9 protein-coding genes and 2 pseudogenes are annotated in these 12,984 nt (G+C 70.2%); 5 read left to right on the top strand and 6 right to left on the bottom strand.

What is annotated here, in order from left to right; translation table 11 throughout:
* Positions 1–466 precede the first annotated feature (466 nt).
* From ACFXOM_RS22195 to ACFXOM_RS22185, 3 genes and pseudogenes are all read left to right on the top strand, one after another.
* Positions 467–787, top strand: a pseudogene (locus ACFXOM_RS22195) (hypothetical protein); the annotation flags it as partial.
* Positions 788–1,347: 560 nt separating this feature from the next.
* Positions 1,348–1,845 carry a hypothetical protein gene (locus ACFXOM_RS22190; protein ID WP_385038949.1) on the top strand — a complete coding sequence of 166 codons (498 nt, stop codon included), beginning with the start codon at positions 1,348–1,350 and terminating at the stop codon, positions 1,843–1,845.
* Positions 1,846–1,938: 93 nt separating this feature from the next.
* Positions 1,939–2,336: pseudogene (locus ACFXOM_RS22185) on the top strand (IS5/IS1182 family transposase); the annotation flags it as partial.
* Between the two features lie 21 nt (positions 2,337–2,357).
* Here ACFXOM_RS22185 and ACFXOM_RS22180 read toward each other — a convergent pair.
* From ACFXOM_RS22180 to ACFXOM_RS22170, 3 genes are all read right to left on the bottom strand, one after another.
* Entirely contained in the window at positions 2,358–6,257 is a 3,900-nt protein-coding gene (locus ACFXOM_RS22180) for an AAA domain-containing protein (RefSeq protein WP_385038946.1), read from the bottom strand.
* Positions 6,258–6,263: 6 nt separating this feature from the next.
* Positions 6,264–6,647, bottom strand: a complete 384-nt coding sequence (locus ACFXOM_RS22175; protein ID WP_385038943.1) for a hypothetical protein — start codon at positions 6,645–6,647, stop codon at positions 6,264–6,266.
* 145 nt (positions 6,648–6,792) lie between these two features.
* A complete protein-coding gene (locus ACFXOM_RS22170; RefSeq protein ID WP_384939887.1) occupies positions 6,793–7,296 on the bottom strand; it encodes an ATP-binding protein in 504 nt (167 codons plus the stop codon).
* A 148-nt stretch (positions 7,297–7,444) separates the two neighbouring features.
* Between ACFXOM_RS22170 and ACFXOM_RS22165 the strand changes: the two genes are divergently transcribed.
* Both ACFXOM_RS22165 and ACFXOM_RS22160 read left to right on the top strand, forming a co-directional pair.
* Positions 7,445–8,323, top strand: coding sequence for a helix-turn-helix domain-containing protein (locus ACFXOM_RS22165; RefSeq protein WP_384939885.1), 879 nt, complete (start codon positions 7,445–7,447; stop codon positions 8,321–8,323).
* On the top strand, positions 8,211–8,522 hold the full coding sequence (locus tag ACFXOM_RS22160) for a DUF397 domain-containing protein (protein WP_384939883.1): 312 nt from the start codon (positions 8,211–8,213) through the stop codon (positions 8,520–8,522). The genes ACFXOM_RS22165 and ACFXOM_RS22160 overlap by 113 nt, the downstream gene beginning before the upstream one ends.
* 401 nt (positions 8,523–8,923) lie before the next feature.
* Here the strand turns inward: ACFXOM_RS22160 and ACFXOM_RS22155 are convergent, their stop codons facing one another.
* The 3 genes from ACFXOM_RS22155 to ACFXOM_RS22145 form a co-directional block, all read right to left on the bottom strand.
* Positions 8,924–9,736 carry a restriction endonuclease gene (locus ACFXOM_RS22155; RefSeq protein ID WP_385038940.1) on the bottom strand — a complete coding sequence of 271 codons (813 nt, stop codon included), beginning with the start codon at positions 9,734–9,736 and terminating at the stop codon, positions 8,924–8,926.
* Positions 9,737–10,157: 421 nt separating this feature from the next.
* Positions 10,158–10,808 (bottom strand): fasciclin domain-containing protein, encoded by a 651-nt coding sequence (locus ACFXOM_RS22150; RefSeq protein WP_384939879.1) that lies wholly within the window; start codon positions 10,806–10,808, stop codon positions 10,158–10,160.
* 346 nt (positions 10,809–11,154) lie between these two features.
* Positions 11,155–12,768 (bottom strand): molybdopterin-dependent oxidoreductase, encoded by a 1,614-nt coding sequence (locus ACFXOM_RS22145; RefSeq protein ID WP_385038937.1) that lies wholly within the window; start codon positions 12,766–12,768, stop codon positions 11,155–11,157.
* Between the last annotated feature and the right edge of the window lie 216 nt (positions 12,769–12,984).

Genomic DNA, 12,984 nt, shown 5'->3' with positions numbered 1-12,984 from the left:
GCTGTGACCGCGTGCCGAGAGCGCGAACTCTTCACGACTTCACCGCAGGCATCGCCACAACATCGGTCATGGAAGCATGAGTTGGCCCGTGCGCAACAGCCGTCGGCATGTTCCCGTGAGAGATCGGCTGACCTCCGGGGGAGGGGTCGTCGTCGCGGACGAACGGCGACGAGGCGATGCGCGGGGACCGACCGGAGTCCCACTCCAGGATCGGGACGCCGGGCACGTACCCCCCGACTCGCACCAGCCTGCTGCCCAACGTTGACCTAAAGTGAAAACGGCCGTCTTATTGCGCATCTCCCAGGCAGGCTTGACCTCAGCATGATGCGAGACTTCCGCGTACCCCGGGAAGTTCGGGAAATCACCAGACCCCTTGAGGTAGTCAGTCGCCGACTTGGCCGGAGCGCTGTCCACCTACTGTGAGTTGGGACGGTTGGCGCCAGTCACCGGGCCGGAGCGGAACGAGGTGCAGCGGACAGCGGCCGTGGAGACGGCCCGACGCTCCCTGCGCGGGCTGGGCGTCCGGGTGCGGGTCACCGCAGAGTGGAACGATCGCCTCGGGGAGGACACCCGAGGTCTGCTGGCGGATACCGGTGCTGAGCTGCCCGTGGATCTGCTGCTCGACATGGGCACCGTCCTTGACGGCCGACTCGGTGCGGGCAAGGAGGCGCGGCGCGCTCTCGACGCGTTGATGCCCCTCGTGGACTGGCGGAGTGCCGTTCTGCTCGGCGGGGTTTCCCCGGGTCACCGCCGACGTGCTGGAGGGCGGCGTCTTCGAGGAGCCGCGGGCGGAGTGGCGCATGTGGCACGAAGTGCGCGTGATGAGCCACGCCTACGCTACGGCGACACGGTGCCCAGCCCCCGAGCGCCCTCGCGCAGCCCCCCTCACTCGGGAGGAAGCTGCCCGAGTTCCGGGGAGCGAGAGCCGGAAGGGGCGAGGCATGGCTCAGCGACTGCGCGACGGTCCGCTCTCGGCGAGCGAGGGCGTGCGCGAGCCCACGGAGTGGCTGCGGGCGGCAACCTCCAGCACATGACGTACGTCGTGAGGAGCTTGCCCAGCGGCTGATCCGGCCGCTGGGCCTGGCTACAAGCTCGGCCGCCGGAGCGCGGCGGCCTTGTCCGGCGCCCAGCGGGCATGAGCGGGATCGGGCATCCCTCCTCTTCTGACGTGTCTTCAACTTGACTCCCCCTCCAGGTTGCGCGTTTCTGAACCGGGTGCCGAGGTGTTGGGTCTTGCGTTGGGTGGTGAAGGCTGGTCTCACCGTCTCTGCGCCGCAAGAGTGTTTCGTCTGCTGGAGTAGGAGCTGCCTGGCTGGAATCCCAGGCGTCGATGGGCATGATCCGGTGGTGATTACTCAACTGGAACGTGCTGGAGTCTCTGCAGAGCTCGAGATTCTGCTGAGGGGTATGGGGCTGCCGTTCGCCTCTGGGGTTGACCGCCGTGACGCAGTGGGGGTGGTGATTAAGTCGCTTCATGACCGGGCGGCCACGGTGGAGTGGCTGGCTTCGGTTCCGCTGAGGAAAGCGGCCGCGCAAGAGCAGGTCGAGGGGTTTGCCGAGGGAAATGCTGGTGTGCTGCACCGAACCGCACGTGCTCATGTGCACGCTGCGATCACCGCGTTCTTGCAGCACTTGGGTTACTCGGTGGCAGACGACGCAGCCGGCTTGCTTGTCAGGAAATGCTCTGGCTCTTCTACAGGCGCCGTCGCTGCCGTCGGCCTGTACGAGTGCGGGCTTGCCTGGCCGATGCTTTGTCCGCCGGATGATCTGGATGATGGGGGGCGCTACGTGCCTTCGATGCCTCGTCAAACGGTGGGCCATGAGGCTGATGGCTCATCCCGCTAGGAAAGTCCTCGGGCGGGCGTGCGGGGCTTCCTCGGTCAGCTTGGGGTCGCGCCTTTCCGGGCCGGGCGCCTGGTCATGACGGTGATGGCGGCCCAGGTCAGCGCGGCGAGCATGCAGGACTCCGTGGCCGGCACCCGACTGCTGGACCGGTGCGCCGCCGAACACCCCAGGGTCCGCAACGTATGGGTGGACGACGGCTGCCGCCAGCACCTCTTCGAGCACGCCACCACCCTCGGCATCATGGAGATCACCGCCCGCACTCCCGGGACCAGAGGCTTCACCCCGATCCCGAAGCGGTGGACGGTCGAGCGGACGACGGCTGGCTCATGCTCCACCGCCGCTTGGCCCACGACTACGAGACCCTGCTCGCCCGCTCCGAAGCCGTGATCCACCTCGCCATAACCGACCTCATGGCCCGCCGCCCCACCGGCGAGAACGCCATCTCCCGGCACGCCCCGACACCCCAGACCGAACACCAGATTCCGGGATGAAACATCGGAGAAAGTGACCTCTCAGCCGAACAGGGGGGCCAGCGCGGTTTCGCCCGCCAGGATCCGCCACGCGGGCACCCGAACCGTCCGGCTCACCGGGCAGGGCTTGGCCCCGTGCCCCCCGGAGGGGAGCCCGGCGAGCATGTCGCCTCGCGCGTGGGTCAGTCGGAGGTGTCGTGCGGGGTCTTCGCCGTGCCCAGGGCCGAGATCGATCAGCACGGCCGTGTTCTCCCCGGCGTCGGTAAACAGCAGGTCCACCGAGTGTCCGCCCACCAGCACGGCCCGTTCCAGATCGGTGACGCCGCGCCCGGTCAGGTACTGCTGGAGGCGGTCGGCGAGGTCCTCGCGGGCCTCGGTCACCGGGCCGCGCCCGCCGGCCTCGGCCGTTGTGCCGTCGTCGTCCGTTCCCAGGGGTGCCGAGCGTGCGGCGAGGAGGGTGGGCAGGCCGCTCTGGCCCTGCCAGAAGGCGCGGCCGCCCACCGTGATGAGCTGTGATTTGGCCCGGGTGATCGCCACGTTCCACAGTTTGACCTGGCTTGCCACCCAGTGCGCGGTCCGGGGCGGTGTGTTGTGCGCCGCCACGGGGCTGATCACCATCACGTCGCGTTGTCCGCCCTGGAAAGTGTGGACGGTGCCGACCCGGACCCGGTCGTCGTCCCGCCACCTCCGTGCCAGCGTCTCCTTCTGCGCCCGGAACGGTGTGACCACTCCGACCGTCGCGTCCGCGGGAAGTCCCGCCAGCAGTCCGTCGACCACGCGCCGGACGGCCTCCGCCTCCACGGGATTCCGCCAGGACTGCCCGTCGCCGCCGCGAGCGGACTCCCCGGACGGCACGTCGACCCAGCCGAGCACCGGTGCCGGATCGAACGCCCCCACCGGGTCGTGCGCCGGCACCTGGCGCCGCACGTCGGTCAACACCCGCAGGCGGCCGCCGTAGCAGTGGCCGTTGACGACGTCCGCGATCCGCGGATGGCAGCGGTAGTGCTCGTCGAGGAGCAGGGCGCTGTCGCCGTGCTGTTCGGCCGCGTGGTACGAGGAGTGCACGTGGTAGGTGAGGCGGTGGTGTTCGAGTTGGGCTGCGCTCAGCCCGGCTCGCGCCCGTGCCTGCCGCTCCTGCTGCGGTGACACGCCGGGGATGTGCCCGAGTTGCATGGGGTCACCGATGATCAGTGCTCGGCGGGCCCGGAACAGCAGCGGCAGAATCGAGGGGATGGAGCACTGGCTGGCCTCGTCGATGACGACGAGATCGAATAGCTTCGGGGCGAGTTCCAGTTGCCGCACCGAGTGGGTGCTGACGGCCCATCCCTTGATATGCGCCATCAGGTTCTTCTGGCTGCGCTGGTAGCCGGAGCGGCGGCGGAGCGCCTGGAGCCGCTGGTTCATGAGCCCAGCTGCTCGGCCGAGGGTCTCGGCGGACAACGCGCGGGACAGCTCCGCCGCCACGCTGGACAAGGCCCCCGCTGTGGCGAGCCGGGACTCCTTGAGCCCTTCCTCGTCCCATTCCCCGTGGCTGCGGACGAGTTCCCGCACCTCCCGCTCCACGGACACGATCCCCGCCAGGGACTCCAGTAGCTCGGGCGGCACCGGCCGTGCCGCCGCCCACAGGGGCCATGACTGTCCGGCCCCCTCGGGGTGTTCCGCCACCGACGAGACCAGCGCGGCGAGCGCCCGCCCACGCCGCCATGCTCCCAGCTGCCACCAGCGGGCCCCGGCCGTCTTCCGTGCTCGCTCCGCCCACCGGCCCAGGGGTGCCCCGCTGCCCGCGTCCGCCTCCCAGAGCCCTTCGAGCAGGGGTAAGGGCAACTCCAGGGAGGCGGCCCGTTCCTCCCGGTCGCGGAACAGGCCCAGCAGCCGCGTCTCCTCGCCGACGCGGTGTGCCGCCTCCGCCCGCAGCCGCTCGGCCGTCCCCCGGGTGTTGCGCAGTTCGCCGCCCACGGTGGCCGATCCACGCCGCGGCGCACCGGCCGGTTCGGAGAGCAGTCGGTCCAGCTTGGCAGCCTCGCGCTCCAGCGCGTCCTTGTTGCCCGTCCGCATCAGCAGACCGGGCGCGATGTCGTCGCAGCGCTGGGCGACGACGTCCACGGCCTCGTTGTTCGTGGAAGCGACCAGCACCGACTGCCCCGCGGCGACACAAGTGGTGACGATCGCGGTGACGACCTCGCTCTTGCCCGTGCCGGGTGGCCCCGTCGCCACCGTCAGCGGCTGAGTCATCGCCGAGGAGATCACCTGCTCCTGGCTCTCGTTGCACGGCCCCGGAACGACAGGCGTCACCGGGGGCGCCGCGGTCGTGGCCGGCGCCTGCCGGGTCCCGCTGTGCAGCAGCGCGTCCAGGGCGGTGCCCTCGATCTGCGCGGTCCGGGCGGACATCTGGAGCAGATTGTCCACCAGCGCCTGGGTGGCCATGGCCTCCGCGCCCGAAGGCACCAGCAGAACGGCCGCGTTGTGCGCGCCGGGCCGCAGTGCCTGCATTACCGTGCGGTCGCTGAGCGCCGAGGGGTCCAGCGGTTCGAGTTCCGGCAGCCCCAGCTCCTCCAGTAACTCCCGTACGGCGCGGAGCATCTGGGCGTCGTTGCCCTCCTGCCAGGCGGGCTGCCAGCGGGCGACCAGGTCGGCGGCGTCGCCCGCGTCCAGGAGTTCGGAGACGACGCCGCTGTGCAGGGACGGTACGCCGCTGGGCCGGAGCACGTCCCGGCCCTCCTCGTCCGGCGCCAGCTCCATCTGCTGAATGAGCAGCGGTGCCAGCTCCACCGCCGCGCGCCGCCCCCGGCGGCCGTCCCGCGCGGGCAGTGTGATCGCCGGATAGCCGTACCAGTACTCCTGCCGGGTCTTCGCCTCGACACCCGGGTTGGTCTGCCCGTCCCGCGTCCGGACCAGTGATCCGGGCGCGACGATGTGCGGCCCACGGCCCGACTGTACGGTCTCCTCGCCCTGGGCCAGCAGGAAGTACTTCTTGTCACGGCCGGCGTCCCGGTCGGGCCGCATGCCGGCCGCCGCCTGGGCAGTGAGACAGTCCGCGTAGTACCGCAGCAGCCGCTGCCGGTCGACGCCGTCCCGTTCGTCCGCCTCGGACAGCTCCCGGGCCTTCAGCAGTGCGGGCGAGCGCCGGGCGGCTTCGGTGGCGTCGTGGGGGAGTGCGGGAAGGCGCACGGGCCGTGCCACCGAACGGGCGAAGGGGAGGGAACGGGTGGCCCTGATCGTGGACTTGGTGGGCCGTTGCTCCTCCGGTACGCCGTCGCGGGTCATCTGGGCGGTCAGATAGTCGAAGAGGTCGTCCGGGGTGATCCAGCCGCCCTCCTTGATCCGGCCATTGCGCAGCCCCTCGACGATCTCCCCGGTGAATCGGGACGTGCCGAGGCTCGATCCGGGCGGCGCCATCGCGGAGGCCGCCTGGAGCGCGTCGGACGCGGTGATGAAGTACACACCGGTCGGCCGCAGAAGCGTGCTCGGCGCGGGCCGGTCCGGCTCCTCCCCCGACGAGCCCTTGGCGGTCCAGCCCTGGACCACGGAACCGCTGGAGCAGCAGTCCAGCAGGACCAGCTTGGAAGCGGCCCGGCAAGACTGGAGCATCCGCTCCAGGAACTCCGCCGGTACCGCCGTGCCCGGCAGGTCCGCCGGGTCGGTGTCCCGGGTCAGGAAGTACAGCTGCCCGTCCTGCTCGCAGTACTCGCCGTGCCCACTGAAGTAGAGCAGCGCGGTCTCGCTGGGCTGCCGGGCCTCCAGGAACGTCGCGACGGCGTGCAGCATCTCCGCACGCGTCGGCTCGGCGGCCGACGCGCACTCGTTGTACATGCCGATCTCGGTGTTCTCCAGGACCGCCCGCATGTAGTGCAGGTCTGCCCGTACGGCCGGGAGGTCCTGGTACGTCCCGCTGTCGTACGTGGAGACGCCGACGAGTAACGCGTGGCGGTCGTTGTCGGTCATCGCCGCTCAGCCCGCCGTGGTGCCGTCGTCGCCGTCATCCGCGAGGAATCGCTCGACCAGCGTGTCGTCCTCGCGGGCCTCCTTGCCGGTGATGTGCAGGGTCGCCCCGTCGGGCCGCTTGACCACGATGGTGCGCTGAGGGACCCGGGCCAGCCACACCTGTACCAGCGCAGCGACGAACGAACCGGCGCTCAGCAGCAGCCCGACGGTCTCGGCGGACGGACCTCCCTTGTCACCGACCCCCGCCAGGCTGCCCGGTTCGGGCAGGTCCAACGTGGCCGTGGAGTCCGCCTCGGCGAGCGCGGCGAGCAGCTCGCGCGCCTCCTTGCGGGCGCGCAGCGGGTCCTCGTCGACGACGGAGATCCGGTATCCGGTGTGGTTGTCGGCCATGACGCTCTCGTGCTCCCCCTGGGTCGACCGGCTCCCTGCCGGGCGAACGACACTAACGCCCGCCACTGACACCGGGCGCCCACGAGGGTTTGTCGTCACGGTCGTTGGCGTGAAACCGGTCGACGATGGCCGAGTCGCACGTGCCTCACGCCAGTCGCAGTTCCGCCCAGACCGTCTTGCCCGGCGCGCCCGCGCGCGGGGTGACCGCCCAGCGGGTCGCCAGCCCCGCGACGATCAGCAGACCCCGGCCGGACTCGGCGTCGCCGGGCGGTTCCCGGTCGGAGAGCAGGGGGACGCGTTCGGTGCGGGTGTCGGTGACCTCGACGCGCAGAGTGTCGGTGCCCTGGGTGAGCCGGACGTGGAAGTCCCGTCCGGCGACGTGCCCGTGCCGTACGGCGTTGGTGGTCAACTCGGCGGTGATCAGCGTGAGCGTGTCGTTCACCCGGCCGCCGTACGGGTGCCCCCACGCGTCGAGGCGGTGGCAGACCAGCCTGCGGGCGAGGCGTGCGCCGCGCGGGGAGGAGGTGAAGGCCATCGCGAACTCGTGGAGCGGCTGGACGGTCCCGGCCTCGGTCTTGGTCTCGGATGCGCCCATGGCTTCGCATTCGGCTTCGTCGGGTCGTCGTGCGGGGGAAGTTGCGCTGTTCATGTGGTCCACGCTGTCGGTGCCGTCCTAGCGTGAACAGATACGACGCGCACACGGAGAGTGGCTGTAGGTGTCGTGGTCCGCGCGTGTAGGCGGGACGGAGCGTGACGGCCGGCGCGGGGACGCGTTGGCCGGGGAAGGCGGTACGGGGATGAGTGAACCGACGGGGCTGTTGGACGAGCCGTCCGCGAGCGATGGTGGTGACGGTGACGAGCGGCGGGCGGAACCTGACGCCGGCACCGGTGTCCTGCGGGTCTTCGGGCGCCAGTTGAAGCGGTTCCGGGTGCGGGCGGGTCTGGAACGACCCGAGTTCGGTTCGCTGACGGGGTACTCGGTCTCCACCGTCGCCGCGTACGAGCAGGGGCGGCGCGTTCCGCCACCGAGGTTCATCGACCAGGCGGACGAGGTGCTGGACGCGGGCGGGGTCCTCCAGGAGATGAAGGAGGAGGTGGCTCGGGCCCAGTACCCGGCGTTCTTCCGGGATGCGGCGCGGTTGGAGGGGGAGGCGGTTGAGTTGTGGGTATACGCGACTCAGGCAGTGCCCGGACTACTTCAGACGGAGGAGTACATGCGGGCGGTGTTCGGCATGTGGCGACCGTTGCTGGACGAGGAAACCGTGGAACAGCGCGTTGCGGCTCGACTGGCGCGACAGCATGTCTTCGAACGCAGGCCTGCTCCTCTGCTGAGCTTTGTCATCGACGAGGCCGTTGTGCGTCGACCGTTGGGTGGCTGGTCGGTCATGCGGGGGCAACTGGAGCAGTTGATGTTGGTCGGTGCCTTCCGGAACGTCGAGATCCAGATCATGCCGCTCGACCGGGAAGACAACGCCGGGGTGGACGGTCCGTTCACGCTGCTCTACCGGGCCGGGGGCGATCAAGTGGCTTACCTGGAAGCTCAGGGACGCAGCACAATGGTCAGTGACCGGCGGGAAGTTCAGGGAATCGCATCGCGGTACGGCATCATCCGTGCACAGGCTCTCACTCCGCGTGAGTCGCTGGACTTCATCGAGAAGCTGCTTGGAGAGGTGTGAAGTGAACGAGACCACGAGAGCGGCGGGCGAACTGTCCTGGCGGAAGAGTAGCCATAGCGGTGGGGCCGGCGGAGAGTGCATCGAGGTCGCCGAATGCGCGCATGCTGTGCGCGTTCGCGACTCACAGGACCCAAGCCGCCCAAACATCTCGATCGCGGCTGACGCCTGGGTGGCGTTCGTCGGCTTCGTGGCCCAGTAGACGACAGGTCTGCCTCTCCAGTAGCGCATCGGAGGCGGACGTGCGTCAGGGACGGGCGACCACCACGTATGCGTACGACCACGTCACGGAAGAACAAGTTCGTTCCGCACCGGTGTCGTGCCCGCCGCATCGTGGCAGGCGCGACACGTCGGTGAGCAGAGCCAGGGCGGCTACCGGGGGAATCCCGCTGGGGACACGAGTCAGGAGTCGCCCCCCGGTCGCGTGCGCCCCTGCGTTGCCTTGCGGGGCAGTCGTCGTCTTCCGCGGGGTCGCGATGCGGGAGAGGCGTCCCGCAGCTACCTGTCCGACGGGCCCTCGTCGAAGCGTCGTGCACGGGGACGAGCACGGCGGCACGTCGCGGTCTCGGCCTACTCCTCGGCCTCGTTGTCGTGGTCGGTCGCTCAGGGCCCGATCCTCGTGCGGTCCCACGGGCTTGGGCCGATGCCCTGGCGCCATGCGTCGAGCTCATCGCCGCTCATGCAGAGTATTCCGCACTGTTGTGCGTAGTCGAGCGCAGGTGTTGTGAACTTGCTCGTTGTGATGAGGGCTGCGATGTCCGCCTCGTGAATGGCGTAACAGGTCCCCCCGAAGCGCTGCACGTCCTGAGAGCCGACCTTGTGGGACTCACCGTACTGCTTGCACTGGATGACCAAGCGACGTCCGTCCGCCGTGATGGCGACGACGTCCGCTCCCAGGTCTCCTGCGCCTCCCACTACGTCCACCTCAAGACAGCCGTCACGGGCGCACAGTTCGGCGACGGCCTGCTCGAAGCCTTCCGGGGCCAGCTCGCCGTAGTCGGCCCAGGGGTCGGGGCAGACCGTGCCGGCATCGCCGGGACCCAGCGGAAGTGAGGTGGCCGGTGGCGCTTCCGGATCGAGGAACCCTTCGGTGGGGCCCGTGGCCGTCGACGCAGAACCGGTGAGCCGCCCAGCTGATGTGCCGACGGGTGCGGTTGCGGGCGCAGCTCCCCCAACCGCTGTGGCGCGCAGGCCGTCGGACGCCTTGTCGGCTGCTTCTTCCAGTGCCCGCACGGCTCGGCGGGCACCTCTCGCGGTGCAGAACCTGCGAGACCGGGACCGGGACCGCAGGGCAGCTGCCATACCGAGCATGGCCAGTGCACCGGCCCACAGGGGGCGACGTTCAACGGTTCCCGCTGCGGTGCGCACCAGGAACGCCAGGAGGCAGAAGACGATCGCGAGCAGGGTGAAGAACACGGCGGTCCTGCGCAGATCGAAGCGCCGATCACCGTGCGCAGGTCGAGCAGGTCGAGCAGGTCGAGCAGGTCGAGCAGGTCGAACAGGGCGGGTGGGTATGGCCATCCGGCTTCCTCCTGGAGCTAGATCGATGATCTACGCATGCCCGAGATCGTTGCCGATGAGCAGCTGATCGACCTGCTCCGCAGGGACGGCACCCGTCCCTGCGGAGCGGTACGGCCATTGAGCGCGGATGACCGACCGCTTGCGGACCGGCCGATTCTGTCGGCGGCGACCGTGGCCCGCTCACGGCTGCGGGGGTCCAGGTCGCCCCCGGAGCCGTGCCGGTGGGCGGGACGCCCGACCGCGTGATGGGTGCCCCGCCGTGTCCCGGTTACTCAGCTGCCGACCCGTCGGCCACGGGCGTCAGGACCTCGGGCGTTCAGGACTTGGGCATCAGGACGGTGTCGACGATGTAGACGGTGGCGTTGGACGTGGGGACGTTGCCGCAGACCACCTTCGCATGGCCGTTGACGGTGTAGTCCTCACCGGACCCCTGGGTCGTCAAGGTCGACTTCTGCAGGGTCTCGTAGCGGCCGTCCGCGAGCTGCTGCGGAGCGAGCTTCTGACCGACCACGTGGTAGGTGAGGATGCCGGTCAGCATTTCCTTGTCCGCCAGGACCTTGTCCAGGTCGGCCTTCGGGATCTTGGCGAAGGCGTCGTCGGTGGGCGCGAACACGGTGATGTTCCGAGCGTTGTTGAGGGTGTCGACCAGGCCGGCCTTCTTCACCGCTGCCACGAGCGTGGACAGGGCAGGGTTGTTGGAGGCGGCCGTGGCCACCGGATCCTTGGCCATGCCGTCGAAGGACCCGGCGCCTTCCTCCGGGACCGATGCGCAGGCAGGCCCGAACGGCCCCTCGCCCGCGATGGCGTCCTCCGTGCCCGGTGTCGACTTCTCCTCCGCGGGCGCCGTCGTGCCCTTGTCCGCGGCCGACGTCGAGGAAGAGCTCTCCCCGCACGCGGTCAGTGCGAGCGGAAGCACGGCCGCCGCGGCGATGGCGACGGCGGTACGGCGGAAGAGGAAGGCGTTCATCGTGCATCTCCTGAGTGATCGAAGGGTAATGGTGTGCAGTTGGTGGAGGGTCGGGGTTGGCGCGGGACGGCGAGTTCGGGGCCAGCAGACGGGGTTCATCGCGTCTGGGCTCCTGGGGGATCAGTACGTGGCGCTCGTTCGCGGCAAGCGGTGCCCCTGTGCCGGCGCTACGCGGTGACGGCCCGTTCGACCCTCACACGTGGACTTCGCGGTGCGGTCCGCAGCGGATTGGTGGATCCCGTGGACGATGGCGGAAGCCACCCGTTGGTGGGGGCGACCAAGCGGAAGTTCGAACCACTGACCCCGTCGCTGTGAACTGCCTGCCGTCCACGGCGCCGTTCAAGCGTCAGGTGACCATCACGACCACGCTGTGCCAGCCGGTGGCACCGTCAGGGACGGTGCGGGCCCGCTCGCCCGTCTGGGTTTCGCCCGTGCGGTCGGTCGCCCGGACGGTCAGGGTGTGAGTGCCTGACGTTGCCTTCCAGGGGAGGGACCACTGGCGCCAGGTGTCGGTGGTGTGCTCGGACGCCAGGTCGGCGAGCCGCCAAGGACCGTCGTCGACACGCACCTCGACCCGGTCGACACCCCGCTGCTGTGCCCAGGCGACACCGGCGATCAGGACGGTTCCGGCTGCCGGCCGGGCGAACGGCCGGGGAGTGTCGATGCGGGACTGCGTCTTGATCGGGGCCCTGCGCGCCCAATTCCGCTTGACCCAGTAGGGGTCGTACGCGTCGAAGGTGGTCAGCTCGAGGTCCTCGATCCACTTGCAGGCCGAGACGTACCCGTACAGACCGGGAACGACCATCCGGGCGGGGAAGCCGTGCTCGAACGGCAGCGGCTCGCCGTTCATCCCGACGGCGAGCATGGCGTCCCGGCCGTCCATGACGTCCTCGACCGGCGTACCGAAGGTCATCCCGTCGACGGACCGCGCCACCAACTGGTCCGCCGGCCCCCCGAGCGAGGGTGGTTCGACGCCCGCGCGTCCCAGCAGGTCCGACAGGCGTACGCCGGTCCAACGCGCCGTGCCGACGTAGGGGCCGCCGACCTCGTTGGAGACGCATGTCAGGGTGATGTCACGCTCGATCAGGTCGCCGTCCAGCAGGTCCTGGAGGGTGAGCGTCAGCGGGGTGGTGACGCCCTTTCCACGGATCTTGAGGCGCCAGGCCCCGGCATCGATCCTGGGAACGACGAGGGCGGTGTCCACGCGGTAGAAGTCCTCGCTCGGCGTGGTGAAAGGCGAAGCACCGGGAATGCGCAGCGCGGCACGCGCGTCGATGACCGGGGCGGGGGACCCCGGGGTCGGAAGGACGACGGCCGCACGCGAGGTGGCGGCGCCACCCCTTCGGGACGACACGAGCCCTCGGCCCAACGCGCCGGCTCCCACGGAGGCGGCTGCTGCCGCTGAGGCCGTGAGCAGGAAGCCGCGGCGGTCCCGGCCGTCCGGTCGGTCGTCCGGTCCGCGCGCTCCCGGGGCGCTGGTGCCGGCGTTGAGACGTCCGGCCAGCGCGCGGAGCACGGCGGCGCCCGCGAACGCCCCGGCGAGGGACGGCAGGGCGTCGGCCCAGGAACGGGAGTCGGGGCGGCCGAGAGCCACGGCCGCCCCGATCACGCCCCATGCCAGTACTCCGAGAGCACCGGACCGCCGGTGCCGGACGGCCAGCAGTCCGAGAACCGTGGCGAGCAGCCCCAGCACGGCGAAGATCCCGGCTTGCAGAACGACCTTGTCGTTGGTGCCGAAGGTGCGGATCGCCCAGTCCTTCACCGGCGTCGGCGTGAGGTCGATCAACGCGCCCCCGACCGCGACCACAGGACTGGACTCGGGCCGCACCAGCGCCGCTGCGAGTTCCGCCACCGCCAACGAGGAGAACGCGGCCAGCAGACCGCCGGTGCCCGCCAACGCCCCGCGGATGAGATGTGCTCGGTCGATCGTCACACCCGTCCTTCGCAGCGCCGAGCGCATCGGCTTGGGCTCGCGACGAGGGGTGCGCGCGGTAGACCGTCGGGGTGCCGGTGCGGGAGGTCGCGTTCATCGCACCGGCCGGCGGGATGAACGCGACCTCCCGACCGGTCGCTCCGTCACCGCCGGCTCCGGGCGACCGGTGCCCCTTCGTGAACAGACGACCCATCCGCTCTGCCGACCACAGCGAAGCAATGAGAGAGGGCGCCTAGCACAGCG

It is taken from the genome of Streptomyces sp. NPDC059169, from assembly GCF_042755225.1.
In the GTDB taxonomy this organism is placed as follows: domain Bacteria; phylum Actinomycetota; class Actinomycetes; order Streptomycetales; family Streptomycetaceae; genus Streptomyces.
This window is presented reverse-complemented; position numbering and strand designations above follow the sequence as displayed.